Source organism: Allobosea sp. LjRoot237 (assembly GCF_964253285.1).
In the GTDB taxonomy this organism is placed as follows: Bacteria; Pseudomonadota; Alphaproteobacteria; order Rhizobiales; family Beijerinckiaceae; genus Allobosea.
In genome coordinates this window covers 2,366,818-2,386,019 of the sequence record NZ_CAXUQP020000001.1, presented here as the reverse complement: position 1 = coordinate 2,386,019, position 19,202 = coordinate 2,366,818, and the positions used below count along the sequence as shown (strand labels likewise).

At 66.0% G+C, this 19,202-nt stretch carries 19 protein-coding genes; 3 read left to right on the top strand and 16 right to left on the bottom strand.

Features of this window, described 5'->3' with window-relative positions; genetic code table 11:
* Positions 1–7: 7 nt before the first annotated feature.
* The 3 genes from ACSQ24_RS11600 to frr all read right to left on the bottom strand — a co-directional run bounded on the left by ACSQ24_RS11600 (position 8) and on the right by frr (position 2,213).
* Positions 8–826, bottom strand: a complete 819-nt coding sequence (locus ACSQ24_RS11600) for a phosphatidate cytidylyltransferase (RefSeq protein ID WP_436094817.1) — start codon at positions 824–826, stop codon at positions 8–10.
* On the bottom strand, positions 823–1,584 hold the full coding sequence (locus tag ACSQ24_RS11595; RefSeq protein ID WP_436094816.1) for an isoprenyl transferase: 762 nt from the start codon (positions 1,582–1,584) through the stop codon (positions 823–825). The genes ACSQ24_RS11600 and ACSQ24_RS11595 overlap by 4 nt, the downstream gene beginning before the upstream one ends.
* Positions 1,585–1,649: 65 nt before the next feature.
* A complete protein-coding gene (gene frr / locus ACSQ24_RS11590) occupies positions 1,650–2,213 on the bottom strand; it encodes a ribosome recycling factor (RefSeq protein WP_092154115.1) in 564 nt (187 codons plus the stop codon).
* A gap of 268 nt (positions 2,214–2,481) precedes the next feature.
* Between frr and ACSQ24_RS11585 the strand changes: the two genes are divergently transcribed.
* Positions 2,482–2,895 carry a VOC family protein gene (locus tag ACSQ24_RS11585; RefSeq protein ID WP_436094815.1) on the top strand — a complete coding sequence of 138 codons (414 nt, stop codon included), beginning with the start codon at positions 2,482–2,484 and terminating at the stop codon, positions 2,893–2,895.
* Positions 2,896–3,001: 106 nt separating this feature from the next.
* On the opposite strand, the gene pyrH is transcribed toward ACSQ24_RS11585, so the two are convergent.
* The 5 genes from pyrH to ACSQ24_RS11560 form a co-directional block, all read right to left on the bottom strand.
* The gene (gene pyrH / locus ACSQ24_RS11580; RefSeq protein ID WP_436094814.1) at positions 3,002–3,709 is read right to left on the bottom strand and encodes a UMP kinase; all 708 of its coding nucleotides are present in this window, start codon (positions 3,707–3,709) and stop codon (positions 3,002–3,004) included.
* Between the two features lie 119 nt (positions 3,710–3,828).
* Complete coding sequence (gene tsf / locus ACSQ24_RS11575) at positions 3,829–4,752, bottom strand: translation elongation factor Ts (RefSeq protein WP_436094813.1); 924 nt, start codon at positions 4,750–4,752, stop codon at positions 3,829–3,831.
* A 171-nt stretch (positions 4,753–4,923) separates the two neighbouring features.
* Positions 4,924–5,931 (bottom strand): 30S ribosomal protein S2, encoded by a 1,008-nt coding sequence (locus ACSQ24_RS11570; protein ID WP_436094812.1) that lies wholly within the window; start codon positions 5,929–5,931, stop codon positions 4,924–4,926.
* A 160-nt stretch (positions 5,932–6,091) separates the two neighbouring features.
* A complete protein-coding gene (locus ACSQ24_RS11565) occupies positions 6,092–6,403 on the bottom strand; it encodes an antibiotic biosynthesis monooxygenase (RefSeq protein WP_436094811.1) in 312 nt (103 codons plus the stop codon).
* Positions 6,404–6,511: 108 nt separating this feature from the next.
* On the bottom strand, positions 6,512–6,904 hold the full coding sequence (locus tag ACSQ24_RS11560; protein WP_436094810.1) for a pore-forming ESAT-6 family protein: 393 nt from the start codon (positions 6,902–6,904) through the stop codon (positions 6,512–6,514).
* A gap of 307 nt (positions 6,905–7,211) precedes the next feature.
* On the opposite strand from ACSQ24_RS11560, the gene ACSQ24_RS11555 reads away from it, so the two are divergent.
* On the top strand, positions 7,212–7,598 hold the full coding sequence (locus ACSQ24_RS11555) for a RidA family protein (RefSeq protein WP_436094809.1): 387 nt from the start codon (positions 7,212–7,214) through the stop codon (positions 7,596–7,598).
* A gap of 42 nt (positions 7,599–7,640) precedes the next feature.
* On the opposite strand, the gene ACSQ24_RS11550 is transcribed toward ACSQ24_RS11555, so the two are convergent.
* The 5 genes from ACSQ24_RS11550 to dnaE form a co-directional block, all read right to left on the bottom strand.
* The gene (locus ACSQ24_RS11550; protein ID WP_436097875.1) at positions 7,641–8,012 is read right to left on the bottom strand and encodes a VOC family protein; all 372 of its coding nucleotides are present in this window, start codon (positions 8,010–8,012) and stop codon (positions 7,641–7,643) included.
* A 69-nt stretch (positions 8,013–8,081) separates the two neighbouring features.
* Positions 8,082–8,774 (bottom strand): helix-turn-helix transcriptional regulator, encoded by a 693-nt coding sequence (locus ACSQ24_RS11545; protein WP_436094808.1) that lies wholly within the window; start codon positions 8,772–8,774, stop codon positions 8,082–8,084.
* Positions 8,775–8,791: 17 nt separating this feature from the next.
* Positions 8,792–9,520 (bottom strand): bifunctional nicotinamidase/pyrazinamidase, encoded by a 729-nt coding sequence (gene pncA, locus ACSQ24_RS11540; protein ID WP_436094807.1) that lies wholly within the window; start codon positions 9,518–9,520, stop codon positions 8,792–8,794.
* Positions 9,521–9,662: 142 nt separating this feature from the next.
* Positions 9,663–10,385: an FkbM family methyltransferase gene (locus ACSQ24_RS11535; RefSeq protein ID WP_436094806.1), complete on the bottom strand. Its 723-nt coding sequence runs from the start codon at positions 10,383–10,385 to the stop codon at positions 9,663–9,665.
* A gap of 236 nt (positions 10,386–10,621) precedes the next feature.
* Entirely contained in the window at positions 10,622–14,089 is a 3,468-nt protein-coding gene (gene dnaE / locus ACSQ24_RS11530) for a DNA polymerase III subunit alpha (RefSeq protein WP_436094805.1), read from the bottom strand.
* Between the two features lie 468 nt (positions 14,090–14,557).
* Here dnaE and ACSQ24_RS11525 point away from each other — a divergent pair, with 468 nt between their 5' ends.
* Positions 14,558–15,463: a DMT family transporter gene (locus tag ACSQ24_RS11525; protein ID WP_436094804.1), complete on the top strand. Its 906-nt coding sequence runs from the start codon at positions 14,558–14,560 to the stop codon at positions 15,461–15,463.
* Between the two features lie 17 nt (positions 15,464–15,480).
* On the opposite strand, the gene ACSQ24_RS11520 is transcribed toward ACSQ24_RS11525, so the two are convergent.
* The 3 genes from ACSQ24_RS11520 to ACSQ24_RS11510 form a co-directional block, all read right to left on the bottom strand.
* Positions 15,481–17,112 (bottom strand): PAS-domain containing protein, encoded by a 1,632-nt coding sequence (locus ACSQ24_RS11520; protein ID WP_436094803.1) that lies wholly within the window; start codon positions 17,110–17,112, stop codon positions 15,481–15,483.
* Positions 17,113–17,203: 91 nt separating this feature from the next.
* Complete coding sequence (locus ACSQ24_RS11515) at positions 17,204–17,986, bottom strand: hypothetical protein (protein WP_436094802.1); 783 nt, start codon at positions 17,984–17,986, stop codon at positions 17,204–17,206.
* A 1-nt stretch (position 17,987) separates the two neighbouring features.
* Positions 17,988–19,202, bottom strand: coding sequence for a PAAR domain-containing protein (locus tag ACSQ24_RS11510; RefSeq protein WP_436094801.1), 1,215 nt, complete (start codon positions 19,200–19,202; stop codon positions 17,988–17,990).

The following is a 19,202-nucleotide window of genomic DNA, read 5'->3' as shown; positions in this document are numbered from 1 at the left end:
CAGGTGATCAGTGTCCCAGCCGCGCCAGATAAAGCAGCAGGCCAGCGAAGACCAGCACGGCCCAATAGCCGTCGAGCCGATCGAGGAAGCCGCCATGGCCGGGAATCAGATGGCTCGAATCCTTGGCGCCGAAACGCCGTTTGATCGACGATTCGAACAAATCTCCGGCCTGGCTCGCAGCCGAAGCCGCAAACGAGACGACGAGCACCGGCCAGACGCCCGATGGCAAGCCGGGGAAGAAGAACGCCCAGACGGCGGTACCGCCAATGGTTCCTGCCAAGGCGCCGCCGAGTGCGCCTGACCAGGTCTTCTTCGGGCTGACGCTCGGCATCAGCTTCGGCCCACCCAACGCCCGCCCGGTGAAATAGGCGGCGATGTCGGTGAGCCAGACCACAGCGAAGGTCCAGATGATCAAGGCGAGCCCGATTCCGGGCGCATCGCGCAGCATTGGGGTCACCAGCGCGAAGCAGAGCGCGTAAGCGACGCCGCAAGCTTCGAGCACGCGCCGGTTGGCGGCCTGGGTCGTCACGATCGCGCCAATCAAGCCAGCGAGCGCTGCGACGCCCGCGAGCGCTGCACCACTCACCGGCAGGAAGCTGAGCGCAAGCCCGGCGAGCCCGACTCCGATGCCACCCGCGACCGCGTTCCTGCGGCTGACGATAGCGAACCATTCATAGGCGACGACGCCGGCCACCGCGGTCCAGATCAGACGGAAGGACCAACCTCCGAGCAAAGTGAGGCCCAGCACGACCACGGCGAGCACCAGCGCCGAGACGACCCGCAGGCGAAGCTCGGATGCCCCCGCATTGGCGCCGGTCTCATTCACGCGACCCCTACCTTGGCTTCGGCCGCCTGGCCGACGCCGCCATAGCGGCGCTCGCGGCGATGGAATTCGGCCAGCGCATCCTCCAGCGCCTTGCGATCGAAATCCGGCCAGAGCACCGGCGTGAACACGAACTCGGCGTAGGCCGCCTGCCAGAGCAGGAAATTCGAAATGCGGGTCTCGCCCGAAGTACGGATCACCAGATCCGGATCCGGCAGCGCGGCGGTGTCGAGACGCGACGCCAGCATCTCTTCGTCGATCGCCTCGGGCACGAGCCGGCCAGCCACCACGTCCCGCGCGAGGTTGCGCGCCATGCGTGTAATCTCGTCGCGCGAGCCGTAGTTGAAGGCGACGACCAGGGTCAGCCCGGCGTTGTCCTGCGTCATCGTCTCGGCCCGCTCGACAAGCCCACGCAGGTCGGGAGCCAGATCCTCGCGGCTGCCGATGATGCGCACGCGCACCCCAGCCTCGTTCAATTCGGCGAGATCATTCTCGACGAAACGGCGCAGCAGCCCCAGCAGGAAGGAGACCTCCGCCATCGGCCGGCGCCAGTTCTCGGTCGAGAACGAGTAGAGCGTCAGGACGCGGATGCCGAGATCGGCGGCGTTGCGGACCGTCCGCCGCAAGGCTTCGAGGCCGCGCCGGTGTCCCTCCTGGCGCGGCAGGCCACGCATCTGCGCCCAGCGGCCATTGCCGTCCATGATGATCGCGACATGAGCTGGTGCTGGATCAGGCGCTGCCGGGCGCGGGCCATCTGACATTTAGAATGCCTCTTCAGGGCAACAGCCCATGCGTCGATGATACAGGACGGCGCCGCGCCACGCACTCAGACGTGCAGGATTTCCTTTTCCTTGGCGGCGAGCGCCTGATCGATCTCGCCGATATGCTTGTCTGTCGCCTTCTGGACCAGGTCGGTCTGCTTGGTGACGTCATCCTTGGGCATATGCCCGTCCTTCTCGAGTTTCTTGATCAGGTCCATGCCGTCGCGGCGGACATGCCGGACGGCCACCTTGGCGTCTTCGGCATATTTATGCGCGACCTTGACCATCTCCTTGCGGCGCTGCTCGTTGAGCTCCGGGATGCGGATGCGCAGCACCTGCCCCTCGGTCTGCGGATTGAGGCCGAGATCGGATTCGCGGATCGCCTTCTCGACGGCCTGGACCATGCTGCGGTCCCAGACCTGGACGGAGAGCAGACGCGGCTCAGGCACGCTGACGGTGGCGAGCTGGCTCAGTGGCGTGCGCGCACCATAGGCCTCGACCGTGATCGGATCGAGCACATTGGCCGAGGCGCGGCCGGTGCGAAGCGAGGCCAGGTCGCTCTTGAACTTCTGCACGCCACCGTCCATGCGGCGATTGAGATCGGCGAGATCGAAAGTGGTTTGGGCCATCGTCTTCAAAACCTTGTCGAAACCGGCTGAATGAAGCCGGAAATGCGCGCGACCATGGCGAGCAGCCGCCACAGGGTCAAGGGTTTATGCTTCAACAGCATTTTCCCCGGCGGGTCTGCAAGGGGAATCGGATCTCGATCGCTGGCAGATAGCCAATAGACTGGCAGATAGCCAATAGACCGGCTGCCGCGCTGGCCAAGATAGCAAACGGTTCCTAGGTCCGTCTTGCGGCTGTGCGATCGGCCGCGGCTGCTTTGAGGAGCGTCCCATGCCCCGACTGAACCGCATCGTCGAAACCGCGCTCTATGTCGACGATCTCGACCGCGCCGCCGCCTTCTACGAGACAACACTCGGCCTCAGCACCATGCTCAGGACCCGGACGCTCTTTGCCTATGATATTGGCGGGCAGAACGTGCTGCTGCTGTTCCTGCGCGGCGCCTCGGTGGAGACCCAGACCTCGGAGCGCGGCAGCATCCCGCCGCATGACGGCCATGGCCCGCTGCACATCTGCTTTGCCGTCGATGCCGACGAACTGGCATCCTGGGAGGCGCAGCTGGAGCAGCAGGGCGTGCCTATCGAGGGGCGCATGAGCTGGAATCGCGGCGGCAGCAGCATCTATTTCCGCGATCCCGACGGCCATCTGCTCGAGATCATGACTCCCGGCAACTGGCCGAACTACTAAAGCAATTCCAGCAAAAGTGCGTAGCGGTTTTGCGTCCGGAGTTGCGTGGAAACAAGGAGATAGAGTATTGGAGGCGAACTCCTGTTCGCCGGAAATGCTCTATCAGTCAGGGCGTGACGTAGGTCGCCCTGCCCTCGCCGCGGAGCACGGCCGCGAGCGCGCCCTTTTCCGCGATCGAGAAGACCACGATGGTCAGGCTCGCGTCGCGCGCCAGCGCGAAGGCGGCAGTGTCCATCACCTTGAGGTCGCGCCTGATCGCGTCCTCATGGGTCAATGTGTCGTAGCGGGTCGCGCCCGGGTCCTTCTTCGGATCGGCCGAGTAGACGCCGTCGACCTGCGTCGCCTTGAGCAGATGGCTGCAACCGAGTTCGGCCGCGCGCAGCGCCGCGCCGGTATCGGTGGTGAAATAGGGATTGCCGGTGCCGCCGCCGAGGATGACGACCTTGCCATGGCTGAGATGGTCGAGCGCCCGCTTGCGGGCATAGCTCTCGCAGAGCGAGGGCATCGGTACTGCCGACATGGCGCGCGCCGGGGCACCAGCCGCCTCGATAGAATGCTCGAGTGCGAGCGCATTCATCACCGTGCCGAGCATGCCGATCGAATCGGCCGTCGTCCGGTCGAGGCCTTTGTTGAGGCCCTGCACGCCGCGAAAGAAGTTGCCGCCGCCAACGACAATGCCGATCTCGACACCCTCGTGCGAGGCATAGGCAATGTCGGCAGCGAGCGCCGTCAGCGTGGCGCCGTCGAGGCCGTTTCCTGCAGTTCCTGCAAGGGCTTCGCCGGAGAGCTTCACGAGAACACGTTTAGGTCTCATCGGGGCTCTCCATTGCCTGCGCCATGCTCCGGCAGCAGCCGAATCGGCAGGCCGGTCCTTCCTACTTACAAAAAAGGCCGCGCCAGGCGCGGCCTTTCTGATCTCTATCAACCAGCTTGTCAGCCCGTCGTGCCGCCAGCGGCCGCGACCTCGGCAGCGAAGTCGGTCTCTTCCTTCTCGATGCCCTCGCCGAGCGCATAGCGGGCGAAGCCGGTGAGCTTGACCGGACCACCGACCTTGCCTTCGGCCTCCTTCAGCACCTGCGCGACCGACTTCGAGCCGTCATGGATGTAGGCCTGCTCGAGCAGGCAGTACTCCTTGGCGTAGCTCTTCAGCCCGCTCTCGATGATCTTGGTGAGGACGTGCTCGGGCTTGCCGGCATTCTTCTCGGCCAGGATCGCCTTCTCGCGCTCCAGCACCGCCGGATCGACGGAGGCCAAGTCGAGCGCCACCGGATTGGTCGCGGCAACGTGCATGGCGAGCTGACGGCCGAGCGCCGCGAGCTCGTCGCCCTTGCCGCTTGTCTCCAGGCCGACGATCACGCCGATCTTGCCGAGGCCGTCAGCGATCGCGCCATGGACATAGGAGCCGATCAGGCCGGCCGAGACCGAGACCTGGGCGACGCGGCGCAGCGTCATGTTCTCGCCGATGGTGGCGATGGCGTTGGCGATCGCGTCGGCAACAGTGCCGCCGCCCGGATAGTGATGGGCGGCCAGCGCCTCGACATCGCCGCCGCGCTCGAGCGAGACATCGGCGATGGTGCGGGCCAGAGCCTGGAATTCGAGATTGCGGGCGACGAAATCGGTCTCCGAGTTGACCTCGACGACGACACCGCTATGGCCGCGCACGGCGACGGCGACGAGGCCCTCGGCGGCGACGCGGCCGGCCTTCTTGGCGGCCTTGGACAGACCCTTGGCGCGCAGCCAGTCGATGGCGGCTTCCATGTTGCCGTCGGTGGCCGAAAGCGCGGCCTTGCAGTCCATCATGCCCGCGCCGGTCTTGTCGCGGAGTTCCTTCACCATGCCGGCGGTGATCGCAGCCATTTGCGTCGTCCTTGCTGTCTTGCGGCGCTCGCCCGGTGGCGTGCCGCACTGTCGAAAAGCGGAAGCCTGGATTGGCAAACGCCGACGCTCCGTTTCCGGTCGTCGGCGCTGCTTCGGCTTTAGTCAGGTATCGAAATGCGACGCGCCAATGACGCGCCGCAATCCGGGGGATCAGGCGTCGGCGAGATCGCGCGCCTGGGCAACCCAGCCGTCGCGCTCGATGCGGCCGGCAAGCTTGAGGTCGTGATCGACCTTGGTGACCTCTGCCGGCGTCATGGCAGCGAGCTGCCAGAAGTGGAAGATGCCGCCATCGTTGAGCTTCTGCACGATCTCCGGGCCCATGCCCGAGAGCTTCATGAAGTCGTCCGGCGCGCCACGCGGCGCAGTCAGCACCTCGAAGACCGGGGCGGCGTCAGCGGCAGGCTCGGCGACGATCGCGGTCTCGACGATCGGGGTCTCGGCGGCGCCGAGGTCGATGCCATGATCGCCCGAGGCGCGCGAGATGCCGTCGATGGCCGAGCGCGCAACCAGATCGCAATAGAGCTGGATGGCGCGGCCGGCGTCGTCATTGGCCGGGACCGGGAAGGTGATGCCGTCCGGATCGCTGTTCGAGTCGATGATGGCCGCGACCGGGATGCCGAGGCGCTGAGCCTCCTTGATCGCGAGCGCTTCCTTGTTGGTGTCGATCACGAAGATCATGTCGGGCGTGCCGCCCATGTCCTTGATGCCACCGAGCGCCTTTTCGAGCTTGTCGCGCTCGCGCGCCAGCATCAGGCGCTCCTTCTTGGTCAGGCCGGTGCTGGCACCGCTCAGCAGCTCGTCGACCTTGCGCAGGCGCTGGATCGAGGCCGAGATGGTCTTCCAGTTGGTCAGCATGCCGCCAAGCCAGCGGGAGTTGACGTAGTACTGGGCCGAGCGCTTGGCGGCATCGGCGATGGCGTCCTGCGCCTGGCGCTTGGTGCCGACGAAGAGGACGCGGCCGCCGCGGGCGACGGTATCGCTGACGGCCTGCAGGGCGCGCGACAGCATCGGCACCGACTGCGACAGGTCGAGGATGTGGATGTTGTTGCGCGTCCCGTAGATGAACGGCGACATCTTCGGGTTCCAGCGATGCGACTGGTGGCCAAAGTGGGCGCCGGCCTCGAGCAGCTGACGCATGGAGAAATCTGGCAGAGCCATGGTGTTCTTGTCCTTCCGGTTGAGCCTCTGGGGAGCGAATGAGCCGGCCATAAGCTGGCCAGTCACCGGAACGCCTCGGTGTCGAGGTGATGCTCCCCATGTGGGATAGGGCGCGCCTTACACGCCGTGGCGCCGGAATGCAAGACCTGGAGGCTTACCGTCAGAGCGAACCGACCTCGTAAGCAACCTCATAGGCGCCTGGCACGGCCCGTTCGAGCAAGGGACGAATGCGCGCCATATGGCTGGTGAAGCGCTCGTCGCGAGCAAAGCGCAGCGCGGCCTCTTCCGATTCGAACATCGTCACCAGCACCACATCGCGATCCTGCCGCGAGCGGAACAGCCTGCCGCCGACCAGCCCGTCGACCTTGCCGCGCAGGCTGTGGTGCTGGGCGAGCTGCAAGCCCATGAACTCGGCGAAGCACTCCGGCTTCGGAGTGATGATGCTGATGTTGACGATCGGCTTTTCTGACATGCCCGGCTCCTTCGGCACAGATGATGGGAGCCGGGTCGATACGGCCTCAACCATGGTTGAGGTCAAGCCGCTCCCTGCCAACCGCTGGCAGAGCGGCTATTTCAGATCTCACTTGGGCAGCGATGCCGCCGCCTTCTGCACGACGTCGCCGATCTGCTTGCAGTAGGCCGCGGCCGTGCCGCCCTGCGCCTTGGCAATCGTCTCGAGATCCTGGGTCACGCCCATCATCGCGATCGTGCCCTTCTTGCCGGCGGCCTCGGCGGTATCACCCGCGCTCTTGTCGGCCGGGGGCGGAATCAGCGCCAGTACCTTGGCCTGGATCGCGACGACGTCGGCGCCGACATGACCCTTCTCGGCGCAATAGCTCAGGATTCCGAGCTGGTTACGGCCGGCCTGATAGGCCATCGCGAGCTGATCGGCCTGGCTCTGGGCGAAAGCCTGGCCGCAGGACAGAGCCGCAAAGGCGGCGAGCGCAGTGAAGCGCTTTAAGGAAAGCAGCATGAAAATCTCTCTCAAGTTGAACGCATCTGCAGATGCAAGCCCCGCTTCCCCAGCACCAGAATAGCCTTCCTGCCGGGTGCGACAAGGACGCGACAAGAAGCCTCGCGCGCTGCGGAAGCGGGCCGTCCTTGTGAAAGCCTGATACCGTTTCGCCGAAAGCGCCACCTCCCCGCTGCACCGACGGCCGAAGCGGAATGTCATCTGTATTTCGCCCGGCTTTCGCTTTTCCGCTACTGCAGGAACCTCCTCCAGCCATAACACTCCCTCGCCAGACAACGTTCGGCCCAACGACTGCGAGGAGGAAACCATGCAGCTGATCGCCCATAATCCGAGCCGCGGCATCTACCCGGCGACCTCGGACTACGCCCACGCAATGGAAGTGGTCGCCCCGCAGCGGCTGCTCTTCGTCAGTGGCACCATGGGGCTCGACGAAGCCGGCAAGCCCGGAGAGACCCTCGACGAACAGCTCGCGCTGATCTGGAACAATTTGCGCGCCATCCTCGCCTCGGCGAGCATGAGCGTCGACAACATCGTGCGCCTGACCAGCTATTTGCGCGATGCGAGCTTCGTCGAGGCCAATCAGAACGCTCGTCTCGCCGCCCTCGGCGGCCGCGCCATCCCGACCACCGCGATCGTGGCGCAGACCCTGCGTGAGGACTGGCTCGTCGAGATCGAGGTGATCGCCGCCGCTTGAGACGTCCAGGTGCAGATGCGCGCCTTGGCGAGGTAGGCGCGCCTACCCCTCGAACGGGTGAAAGACCCGCAGCCTGTGCCCGTCAGGATCGGTCGCGACGAAGGTTCGGCCGAAGTCGAGATCGGTCGGCGGCTGCAGGATCGCAAGGCCCCGCTGCTGCCAGTCGACATGCGTCGCATCGACCGCCTCGACACTGCCGACCACCACGGCGATCTCGCCGCCGCCTCCTGCCGCCTGAGCGCCCGGCTCGACCGTATGGCGCGACCAGAGGCCGAGTCTTGCTCCCGACGGTAGCGCGAACATGGCGAAGGTCGGCGATGCCTCGAGCGGCGCTGAGCCGATCAGGTCGGCATAGAAGCGGGCGCTGGCCTCAGGGCTGTCGACATAGAGAATGATGAAATTGGCATCGAGCATCGGCGTCATCTCCGGTTTCAGGACCGGCATAGGATCGCTGCGGGTGCTGCCAATTTCCGGCAGTGTATCTCAAGACGGCGGCGGAATTCCCTCGCGTTCGCGCCATTGCCTGAGCAGCGCCTGACGCCGGCGCGGATAGCGGACGTCGACCAGCTCGGCCTGCGCGATACGGTCGGCGCGGAAATGCCGGAAATCATCGCGCAATTCGCACCAGGCGACGACGACGCGGACATGGTCGAAGAAGCCGAGCGCGAACGGCCAGACCAGACGCTGCGTCGCCGCTGCCTTGCCGTCCTGATAGGTCAGCGCCAGCTTCCGCTCGGAGCGGATCGCCTTGCGGATCAGGCTGAGATCGACGCCCGTCGAAACGATCTTCGCGCCGGGGCCAACCAGCAGCGCTGAGGCGTCCGCCTTGTCGCGCAGATCGGCGGGCAGCACGGCGACGATCTTGGCCATGGCGTTGTGCGCCGCGCCGGCGAGCCGGCCATCGGCGCGGCCCGCGACCCAGCGCGAGCCGAGCACCAGCGCCTCGATCTCGTCCTCATCGAACATCAGCGGCGGCAGCATGAAACCGGGCTTGAGCACATAGCCGAGCCCGGGCTCGCCCTCGATCGGTGCGCCCTGCCCCTGCAAGGTCGCGATGTCGCGGTAGAGCGTGCGGATGCTGACGCCGGTCTCCTCGGCCAGCTTGCGTCCGCTGATCGGCCGGCGATGCCGGCGTAGCACCTGGACGAGGTCGAGCAGGCGCTCTGCACGCGACATCGCCCGCGCCGCCCCGCTCAGCCGGTCAAATCGGCGAGCCGCGCCCGTTTCACGCCGAGCGCCGTCATGTCGGCCCAGGCCTTGTCGAGCGAACCGTTGAGGTCGATCGCCCGGCACGCCTCCTCGACGACGAGGGTCTCCAGTCCGTTGCGCGCCGCATCCTGCGCCGTCCAGCCGACGCAGAAATCGGTGGCGAGGCCGACGACCACGGCGCGGGCCACGCCGCGTTCCCTGAGATAGCCGCCGAGGCCCGTCGGCGTCTTGCGGTCGGCCTCGACGAAGCCGGAATAGCTGTCGACCTCGCGGCGATAGCCCTTGCGCACGATGGTCTGCGCCATGGTGAGGTCGAGATCGGCGCGGAACTCGGCGCCCTTGCTGCCCTGGATGCAGTGGTCGGGCCAGAGCACCTGCGGGCCATAGGGCATCTGCATCATCTCGAACGGCTTCTTGCCGGGATGGCTGCTGGCGAAGGATGAATGGCCGGCTGGGTGCCAGTCCTGCGTCATGACGACATTGGCGAAGCGCTTGCCCAAGGCGTTGATGACGGCGACGACTTCGTCGCCCTTGCCCACCGCCAGGCTGCCGCCCGGGCAGAAATCGTTCTGCACGTCGACGACGATGAGGGCGGTCCTTGCGTCGATCACCGGTTTCTCCTGTGCCTTCAGCGGCGACGCCGCGACGGATGCGACGAGCACCGTTGCGCCAGCGACCAGACTGCGCCGGTCGATCCCGAAGCCATCCTGCATCTTCGCCTCCCGAGCTGCTATCGGCGTCTCGGCGGCCGGAGGTGCGGAGCCGGAACCGAAGCGCACCATGATACTGCCAACCAGAGCGCGACGATATGCTTTCGCGCGCCGACAGTGACGACAGCCGGGCGCAGGCCGCCGCTCATTCTCCCGCCGCCCGCGTCATTCGCGTGATGCCCCTGCGGGCGGCGAACATGCGGCCATAGACGTCGCCGGCGAGATCGGGCCGGTAGCAATGCTGTTCGAGCAGCGGATCCCAGATGTGCTCGACCGTGTCGATCAGTTCGAAATCAGCCTTAAGGCGTGCTTCCAACTGTAGGCGATTCTTGCGGTTCTGGTATTCGAGCAGCACCAGCGAGGTCTTCGACAGGTCGAGATGGTCGAGCACGTCGCCCTCCCCGCCCTCGATATCGATCTTGACGATGTCAGCCGAGGGCAGGCTCGCCGGATCGACCACGGCCACCTCGTAACGCTCGACCATTGCCCCGGCCACGAACGTGTCGCCGGCATAGGAGGCGAGCCCCGATTCACCGTCGCCGGCAAAGCGGCTGAGGAAGGTCGCCGTTTTCTGACCGCCCGGGAACAGCGCAGCGTTGACCGTGACGATGTCGCGGCGCAGCCGGGTATTCTGCTGCAGCAGCGCAAAGGTTCCTGGATGCGGCTCGTAGGAGGTCACCGCGCTACCGGGCCAGCGCGCGCTCGCCCAGAGCGCGAACGAGCCGACATTGGCGCCGATGTCGAGAATGTCGAGGCCGACGCCGTCGAAGCCGGCTTCGTACTCGCCTTCGAGCACGTCCTTGATCGCCCAGTGCATCGCCTCGGGAACGGCGAGGCTCATCGGGATGCGCGCGACATACTGCTTCATTTAGTCCCCCAGGCGACCGGCTTTCTCTGCAACCGGCTTCGGCGCATCTGACGCCGCAGCAGCTTACGGCGCAAGCTCAGGAAACCACGCCATTCTTCTCAGCCCTCATCCTGAGGAGCCGCACAGCGGCGTCTCGAAGGATGATTCAGGAAGCTCCGGAGCCAGCTGGAGCATCCTTCGAGACGCGATCTACGATCGCTCCTCAGGATGAGGGCTGAGAGGGCATCCAAGACTCGTCAGCGCAATTCGACGTTCACCACGCCCGGCGCGGCGCGGACCGCATTGGCGACCTGCTGGTTGACCGGATAGCGCCCTGGCAATTCGATCTCGACCTCCTGGGCGCCGTCGTCGAGGATCATCACCAGCGAGACCTTGCCGTCGGCGCGCACGCCGTCGCGCGGCTTCACGCGTTCGGCGATAGAGGACAGCGCCTTGTCGTCGCGCAGGAAGATGCAGAGGTCCTGCTTCTGCCGGTTGGCGAGATCGTCGAGCCGCTCGCAATCCTCGATGCGCGGGCGCACCTCCTCGCCGTCGAGCACGGCCGAGAGCCGCAGGACCAGCGCCGCCCCGGGCTCGAGCAGCTCGCGATAGCGCTGCAGGCCTTCCGAGAACAGGATCGCCTCGAACTGGCCACTGGGATCGGACAGCTGCACGATGCCCATCTTGTTGCCGGACTTGGTCCGTCGCTCCGACCTGTCGATGACGGAGGCCGCGACCTTGGCGATCGAGGTGCCGCTGGCGCGGACATTGCGGGCGAAATCGGCATAGCTCTGCACCCGCAGGCGCTTGAGCAGATGCTCATAATCGTCGAGCGGATGGCCGGAGAGGAAGAAGCCGACAGCATCGTGCTCGCGCTGCAATCGCTCGGCGGGCGCCCAGGGCTCGAAGGATGGGATGCGGAATTCCTCCTGCACCATCCCGCGGCCGAGCATATCGAGCTGTCCGGCCGCCGCCTCGTCGCGGGTGCGGTTCGCGAGCGCCAGCATGCCGTCGACCGCCGCCATCGCCTTGGCCCGCTCCGGCTCCACCTCGTCGAGCGAGCCGGCCGAAATCAGCGCCTCGATGGTACGGCGATTGACCAGGCGCGTGTCGATCCTGCGGGCGAAGTCGGCGAGGTCGCGGAACGGGCCCTCCTTGGCGCGCGCCACGACGATCGACTCCACTGCGGCACGGCCGACCCCCTTGATCGCGCCGAGCGCATAGCGGATCGCGCCGTCGGCGACGTCGAAATCCACGCCGGAGCGGTTGATCGAGGGCGGCTCGACCTTGATGCCGAGCCGCTCGGCGTCGCGGCGGAATTCGGAGAGCTTGTCGGTGTTGCCGATATCGAGCGTCATCGACGCCGCGAGGAACTCGACCGGGTAATTCGCCTTGAGATAGGCGGTCTGGAAGGCGACCACGGCATAGGCGGCCGCATGGCTCTTGTTGAAGCCGTAATCGGCGAACTTTGCCAGCAGGTCGAAGATCTCGGAGGCCAGATCCTTCTTCAGCCCGGCCTCGATCGCGCCCTTCACGAAACGGTCGCGCTGGGCGTCCATCTCGGATTTGATCTTTTTGCCCATCGCGCGGCGCAGCAGATCGGCTTCGCCGAGCGAATAGCCCGAGAGCGCCTGCGCCACCTGCATCACCTGTTCCTGGTAGACGATGATGCCATGCGTCTCGGACAGGAACGGCTCCATGCCGGGGTGCAGATAAGTCGGCTCCTCCAGCCCGAGCTTGCGGCGGCAATAGGTCGGGATGTTGTCCATCGGGCCAGGGCGGTAGAGCGCCACCAGCGCGATCAAATCCTCGATCCGGTCGGCCTTCATCTCGACCAGCGCCTTGCGCATGCCGACCGATTCCACCTGGAACACGCCGACCGTCTCGCCGCGCGACAGCATCTCGTAGGTCTTGGGGTCGTCGAAGGGCAGCTGCGCCAGATCGATCGCAATGCCGCGCTGGGAAATGAGCTGCACGGCAATGTTGAGCGTCGTCAGGGTCTTGAGGCCGAGAAAGTCGAACTTCACCAGCCCGGCCTGCTCAACCCATTTCATGTTGAACTGGGTGACACGCATGCCGGTGCGCGGATCGACCGAGAGCGCGACCAGTTCCTCCAGCGGCCTGTCGCCGATGACGACGCCGGCGGCGTGGGTCGAGGCGTGGCGGTGCAGACCTTCGAGCTTCTGGGCGATCTCGAGCAGGCGGGCGACAACCGGCTCCTCGGCCGCCGCCTCCTGCAGCTTGGGTTCGCCGGCGATGGCTTCGGGCAAGGTGATCGGCTTGGCCGGATTCTGCGGCACCAGCTTGGTCAGCTTGTCGACCTGGCCATAGGGCATCTCCAGCACGCGGCCGACGTCGCGCAGCACGCCACGCGCCTGCAAGGTGCCAAAGGTGATGATCTGGGCGACGCGCTGCTCGCCATAGCGATGCTTGACGTATTCGATCACCTCTTCACGCCGGTACTGGCAGAAGTCGATGTCGAAGTCCGGCATCGAGACACGGTCGGGATTGAGGAAGCGCTCGAACAGCAGGCCGAAGCGCAGCGGGTCGACGTCGGTGATCGTCAAGGCATAGGCGACGAGCGAACCCGCGCCCGAACCGCGCCCCGGCCCGACCGGGATGTCATGGTCCTTGGCCCATTTGATGAAGTCGGCAACGATGAGGAAATAGCCCGGAAATTTCATCCGGGTGATGATCGAGAGCTCGAAGGCGAGCCGCTTTTCGTAGTCCTCGACGGTGAAGGCCGCAGCCGGGCCATGCTTGGCCAGCCGTGCCTCGAGCCCCGCCTTCGCCTGACTCTCCAGCTCCTCCGCTTCGTCACGCCCCTCCTCGCCGAAGCGCGGCAGGATCGGCCGGCGCAGGCCGACGCGCCAGGAGCAGCGCCGGGCGATCTCGACAGTCGAGGCTAGCGCCTCGGGCAGATCGGCGAAGCGCCGCTTCATCTCGGCCCGGCTGGCGAAATAATGCTCCGGCGTGACGCGCCGGCGCTCATTGTCGGAGACGAGCCTGCCGGCCGCGACCGCGAGCAGCGCGTCATGCGCCTCGAAATCGGCAGGCTTGCCGAAATAGGGCTCGTTGGTGGCGACGATCGGCAGGTCGGAATCATAGGCGAGCCGCAGCAGCCCGGCCTCGATCGCCGCCCCGTCTTCGCGATCATGGCGTTGGAGCTCGACATAAAGCCGATCGCCGAAGATCTCCCGCAGACGCGCGAGCCGTGCCGCCGCCTGGGCCGGCTGGCCGGCACGCAGCGCCGCGTCGAGCGGCCCACCGAAGCCGCCGGTCAGCGCGATGAGATCATGGCCGCATGCGGCGACATGGTCGATCGCTGCGACCGGCGCACCGGCCCCCGCCACCAGGCAGGCCTGCGTCACAAGCTTCATCAGGTTGCTGTAGCCGGCCTCGCTCGTCGCCAGCAGGACGAGATGCGGCGTAACACTCTGGATCGGCTTGCGCCCGCCACTCTCCTCATCGCCGAAATCGACGGAGAGCTGCACGCCGGCGATCGGCTGGATGCCGGAGCTCGCCAGCTTCTCCGAGAATTCGAGCGCACCGAACAGGTTGTTGGTGTCGGTCAGCGCCATGGCCGGCTGGCCGTCGCCTGCAGCGAGCTTGGCGAGCGTGCCGACCTGGATCGCGCCTTCGAGCAGCGAGTAGCTCGAATGGACATGGAGGTGGACGAAGCCGACCTCGTCCTGAACCAGTTTGTCGTCTTTGCGGTCGGTCATCGCGCCCTCCGGCGCACCATCCGTTCAGCCAGGTTGCTGAGCGGGAGGACCTGCGCCGATTCTTGATCCTGGAGCATGCTCCGAACCGGTTATGGCGCGCCACCCCATCCCGGTCGAGCGGGCCGGGGTGGGAGGCTGTGGACACACCGCCAAAGCCTGCCCCACCCCGTTCGCAATGCTGTCAAACGTGGGGTCCTGAGGCGAGCGCGGCCCAGACCCAGATCATTCCGACGAAGAGCGCGAGCGCGAGGAACTCCACGGCTCCAGCCATCAGCTTGCGGGCAACCAGCATGTCCGATCTCCAATGTTCTCTATATGTTCATATTAGTTTTCTGTTTGTTCGCGTCAATATCGCAAGGGCAGTGCTGGCTGGCCAATACCGCAAGCGGTTAACGAGCGTTTACCGAGACTTCAAAGACGTTAACGACAGCACCTGCCGTCAGACGGAATCATGTAAGGCTCCGCCGCATGGCCTCCTCCCCCGATCAGCCGCGCCCTCGGCTCCGTAACGAGACGCTCGGCATTGTGCTGATGGCTACGGCGATGCTGATCATCCCGACCTCCGACGCCATCGCCAAATACCTCAGCGGTGCCCACTCACCCGTCTTCCTGAGCTGGGTGCGCTATGTCGCGGCACTCGGTTTCATCCTTCCGGTCACCCTGCTCTGGCGTGGACAGAAGCCGGTGGCTCCACCCGCGTCGTCAGGTCGATACTGGCTGGCGCAGATTCTGCGCACCGCCTTCCTCGTCGCAGCGATGACGCTCTATTTCGTCGCGATCGCGCGGATTCCGCTGGCCGATGCGCTCGGCGCCTATTTCATCGCCCCGATAGCGGCAACCCTGCTCGCTTCGATCGCGCTACGCGAGCGGCTCGACCGGCGAAAACTGCTTGCAGTCGCCCTCGGCTTTGTCGGTGCGATTCTCGTCGTGCGCCCGGGCACCGAGACCAGCGCCGACACGCTGATCGCGCTCGCCTCCGGCTTATGCATGGCCTGCTATCTGGTGCTGACCCGCGCCACCGCGCAGGACCGGCCGCCGGTGGCGACGCTGACGATCCAGCTCGTGCTCGGCATCGTGATGCTGATGCCCTTCGCCCTGCTGCAATGGGCGACGCCGACGCGCGAAGGCCTGATGCTCATCCTGCTGATGGGCCTCGTTTCGACGCTCAGCAACCTGATGACGATCAGCGCCTTCCGCCTGGCGCAGGTGCAGACGCTCTCGCCCTTCGTCTATCTCGAACTGATCGGCGCAACCGCGCTCGGCTTTGCCTTGTTCGGCGACCTGCCCTCGCCCGCGACCTGGACAGGCATCGCCGTGATCGTCGTCGCTGGATTGATCGTCGCTACTGCGCCGCCTGTGCGTCGCGAGAGCTGAACGGACGTACCGCCGCCTCAACCGCCCGCCAGCGCCGACTGCTCGGTCCGATCCTCGATCAGGCTCAGCAGCACCCGAGATTCGCCGTCATGCATGACGATCGGCAGGCGCCGGATGCCGATCAGGCGGCGACCGTTCCCGGGCGTCTCGATGCTGCGCACCGTCATCGGCGCTCCGTCATCCGCCTGCTGGAGCTGCCGGTCCTCGTGCTCGATCCACTCGGCCGTCTCGGTGCCGAAGACGTCGCGTGCCGACCGGCCGACCATTTCTGCGCGGCCGACGCCGAACAGGGTCTCTGCCGCGCGGTTGACGAAGATGTAGCGGAGCGTGGCCGCGTCCTTGGCGACGATGGCCACGCGGACGTTCTCCATGATCGCGGCGAGCAGATGCTCGGTGCGCTCGAGCGAGCGCTGCAGATGCCGCTGCTCGGTGAAGTCCTCATGCGTTGACACCCAGCCGGTGCCGCCATTCATCGGCCGCTCGACGATGCGAATGACGCGTCCGTCCTTCAGGTCGACATGCTTGACGGCGGGCCTGCCCTGCTCGATCCGCACGAGGATGGCCTCGACATAGCTCTCGACGTCGCCGGAAAATGTGCCGATCTCGATCCGGCGCCGGAGGATGTCGCGGATCGTCAGGCCCGATTGCGGCATGTCCTGCGGAAGCCGATAGATCTTCCGGTAGGACTCGTTCATCAGGATGACCCTGCCCTCCAGATCCAGCATCATCAGGCCCGGCATCATGCTGTTGATCGCTGCCAGCAGATGGCGCTTGTTCTCCTGGAGCTGAATTTCGAGATTGTCGCGCTGCCGCGAGCTTGTCCGTTCAAGCGTCCGCAGCTCCTTGTTACGAACCAGCGTGTCCTGGAGCTGTTGTACGGCCTGACCGAGCTTGCCGACTTCGTCGAGCCGCTCGCTATGCGGCACGGTGACGACGACCTTGCCGGCCGCGATGCGGTCGGCGGTTTCAGTGATGTCGTGCAACGGGGCGATCAGCGAGCGGCGGATCACCGCGCCAACGTAAGCAGCGAGAGCGAACGCGACGAGACCGAGCAGGATGATCAGCAAGGTGGTGAACCAGGCGCGCTGGTTCAGGGCGACGATCTCGTCGGCCCGTCGCGCATAGACGCGCCCGAGCGCCTCGAAGTCGTCATTGAGGGCGGTCCGGGTCGTGCGGTTTGCTTCGTTGTCACCCCATGCCCGGCCGGCGGCCTGACCGATGGCGTTGGCGCGGCGCACGAGCTCGGCCCGGAAGCGGATGAAGTCGGCGATGCGTCCCTTGAACGCCGCAAAGAGTTCGGCATCGTCGTCCCGGACGATTTTCTCCCAGGCTTCGACGACGTCGGCGAGATCGCGATTGCGCCGCAGCAGGTTGTCGCCGTAGCGCGCCACGGTCGCCACATCGCTCGACATGTAGATGCCGCGCGATTCCATCACGACGGCGTAGATCAACCCGTTCGCCCGCTCGATATTGACGGCCGAGCGCGCCGACAGGCCGAGCTTGTCCTGGTATTCGGCCTGCTGCCGGAAGGACAGGATAGCGACCGCCACCAGCGCGCAGATCACGACGAAGAAGGCACAGCTCGCAGCATAGACCTGATGGCGCAGGCTGACGGCCCGCAGGCGATCAAGCATATGGCGCTGCACCATGTCAGCGACCTCCAGTTGAGGGAGGTCACTGCTGCACGCGAATTCCTTAAGGTCGGGTTTCGCAGCCCTCGGTGCGCAGTTTGCGGGGAAGCTACCTGACCAGGCCCGAGAGCAGCCCGATGATCGCACGCGGCTCGATCTCCGACGGCGTCTCGTCGAAAGCGGCGCGATAATAATCGAGCATGCTGAGCTGCTCGAAATTGTTCCAGATCTCCTCATCGTTCATCGCCTGGCCGCGTTCCTCGAGATTGAGGATCATGCCGTAATCCTCGGTTCCGGGCGCACCATAGACCAGCGGCGGCGGCAGCGGCTCGGAGCGTAACTCGTGCTCGGCCGCGGCGATCGCCGCCAATGCCCCCGTAACCCAGACGCGATGATAGGCATTCGAGACGTCGCGCTCAGGCTCGCCCGTGCCGGTCAGCACGGCGCGGCAGGCGGCAGCGAACGTATCGACCATGCCGTTGCGCTCGGCCAGCCGGTCGGCGGCGTTGTAGTTGGCATGGATCGGGTCGACATAGGCGAATTCGTTCTGCAAGAGCCGCGCCGGCTCTCCCTGCAGGAAAAGCCAGGGATAGGTATTGTCGATCAGGATCTGGCCAGGCAGCAGATGCGCCGCCTGGTTCTCGCCGGAGGCGCTGAAGAACTGCTGTTCCGCGCCTTTGCAGGTCACGCTCGGATTGGGCGTCAGCGGCAGCCCGCCCTGGCCCGGCATCCGGATCGCCGCCATGTAGACCAGCACCTTGGCGACGCGCGCATTGCGCGAACGCCCATGCCAGATCGCCTTTTCGGTATCGGAAGAAAAGCGCTGGACCCGCAGCAGGCGGAAGCGCTCCTGGCCAGAGACGGCGCGATCGGGAGAACGACGACGCCCCATCTCAGCCACCGATCAACACGGTAGGCTCGCCCATGGCGATCTTGTTGGGCGGACCGACCGCCTCGATGATCGTGTCGCCCATGCGGCAAAGCGGCAAGCCGTTGACCAGCACGGTCTGCGAACCGTCGATGACGACGCCTGGCCCGTGCGGCGGAATCGGCAGCGGCGTCGCGCAGATATGGATGTCGGCCCCGCCGGCAGCGCCCGAGATCATCGAGCCCATGCTGGTCGCGGCTGTCGCCTTCGCGGTTTCTTCCGCGACCTTGGCGGCCGGCGCGCCTGGCGTGCCCGCCGCCGCGAGCGTCGCAGCCTCGGCGACCTGGATCGCCGCGTCAGAGGTCGCCTTGGCCCCCTGGATCGCCGCCGCGGCGCCGGCCGGAACCCCGCGCCAGGCGAGCTTGCCGCCGATGATCACGTTGAAGCTCCCCGGCCCCGGCTGCAGCATTCCTGGCAGAGGGTGGATCACCGGGTCGAAAATGCGGGCGGCGGGGCGACCGGCTCCACCTCCTCCGCCTCCTCCGCCGCCTCCACCACCCCCGCCTGGCACTGACGAGGAGGGGGGTGCCGGCGGAGTGAATAGCTTCGCACGCGCCTCGGCCGAGGGCCAAAGCGTGCTGAGCGCGACGTTCGGATTGGGCGGCAGCGACGCGATCGGAATCGCATTGATCGTCGAGCCGGGAAGCTTGCCGGCAGCACAGGCAGCTTGAAGCGCCGGCAATTCAACCGCCCAGAACACCTTCTGGACGGGGCGGCCCAGCAGCAGCACGACATGTCCGGATGCGCCCTCGGCGAATTCACGCGAAGCCTCGCCCCAGAACGAGCTCTGCAACGCCGCCGCATCGCCCTCGACACCGAACATGGCAGCGTTGCCGATGGTCGCCGCAGCCTTGTCGGGATGCCCATCCGGCAGACGGCTGCCTTGCATCAGATTATCGATGGCGCGTTTCGGGTTGGTCTCGGTGATTCCGACCGCCTGCGCGACTGCAAACAGGAAATCGTTGTTCGACAGGAAGGTGGCGCGCTCCGTATCATCGATCAGAGCATAGCCCGTCGTCCCCTGACAGGCCCGCTTCGCCGCATCCGAGACGGCGGAATAGAGGATAACATCGGGGCCTGCGGGTGCGGCCGAGACCTGGCGCGCCAAGGCGCGCAGCTCGTCCAGGGTCGCTCCCGGCTTGATCTGCGCAATCGCATCCGCGGGGCTCAGCTTGGCCAT

Excerpts from the sequence above, each read along its gene's own strand:
- ACSQ24_RS11595 (WP_436094816.1), bottom strand. The coding sequence starts at position 1,584 with ATGTCAGATGGCCCGCGCCCGGCAGCGCCTGATCCAGCACCAGCTCAT.
- frr (WP_092154115.1), bottom strand. The coding sequence starts at position 2,213 with ATGGCCCAAACCACTTTCGATCTCGCCGATCTCAATCGCCGCATGGAC.
- ACSQ24_RS11585 (WP_436094815.1), top strand. The coding sequence starts at position 2,482 with ATGCCCCGACTGAACCGCATCGTCGAAACCGCGCTCTATGTCGACGAT.
- pyrH (WP_436094814.1), bottom strand. The coding sequence starts at position 3,709 with ATGAGACCTAAACGTGTTCTCGTGAAGCTCTCCGGCGAAGCCCTTGCA.
- tsf (WP_436094813.1), bottom strand. The coding sequence starts at position 4,752 with ATGGCTGCGATCACCGCCGGCATGGTGAAGGAACTCCGCGACAAGACC.
- ACSQ24_RS11570 (WP_436094812.1), bottom strand. The coding sequence starts at position 5,931 with ATGGCTCTGCCAGATTTCTCCATGCGTCAGCTGCTCGAGGCCGGCGCC.
- ACSQ24_RS11565 (WP_436094811.1), bottom strand. The coding sequence starts at position 6,403 with ATGTCAGAAAAGCCGATCGTCAACATCAGCATCATCACTCCGAAGCCG.
- ACSQ24_RS11560 (WP_436094810.1), bottom strand. The coding sequence starts at position 6,904 with ATGCTGCTTTCCTTAAAGCGCTTCACTGCGCTCGCCGCCTTTGCGGCT.
- ACSQ24_RS11555 (WP_436094809.1), top strand. The coding sequence starts at position 7,212 with ATGCAGCTGATCGCCCATAATCCGAGCCGCGGCATCTACCCGGCGACC.
- ACSQ24_RS11550 (WP_436097875.1), bottom strand. The coding sequence starts at position 8,012 with ATGCTCGATGCCAATTTCATCATTCTCTATGTCGACAGCCCTGAGGCC.
- ACSQ24_RS11545 (WP_436094808.1), bottom strand. The coding sequence starts at position 8,774 with ATGTCGCGTGCAGAGCGCCTGCTCGACCTCGTCCAGGTGCTACGCCGG.
- pncA (WP_436094807.1), bottom strand. The coding sequence starts at position 9,520 with ATGCAGGATGGCTTCGGGATCGACCGGCGCAGTCTGGTCGCTGGCGCA.
- ACSQ24_RS11535 (WP_436094806.1), bottom strand. The coding sequence starts at position 10,385 with ATGAAGCAGTATGTCGCGCGCATCCCGATGAGCCTCGCCGTTCCCGAG.
- dnaE (WP_436094805.1), bottom strand. The coding sequence starts at position 14,089 with ATGACCGACCGCAAAGACGACAAACTGGTTCAGGACGAGGTCGGCTTC.
- ACSQ24_RS11525 (WP_436094804.1), top strand. The coding sequence starts at position 14,558 with ATGGCCTCCTCCCCCGATCAGCCGCGCCCTCGGCTCCGTAACGAGACG.
- ACSQ24_RS11520 (WP_436094803.1), bottom strand. The coding sequence starts at position 17,112 with ATGGTGCAGCGCCATATGCTTGATCGCCTGCGGGCCGTCAGCCTGCGC.
- ACSQ24_RS11515 (WP_436094802.1), bottom strand. The coding sequence starts at position 17,986 with ATGGGGCGTCGTCGTTCTCCCGATCGCGCCGTCTCTGGCCAGGAGCGC.
- ACSQ24_RS11510 (WP_436094801.1), bottom strand. The coding sequence starts at position 19,202 with ATGGCCAAGCTGAGCCCCGCGGATGCGATTGCGCAGATCAAGCCGGGA.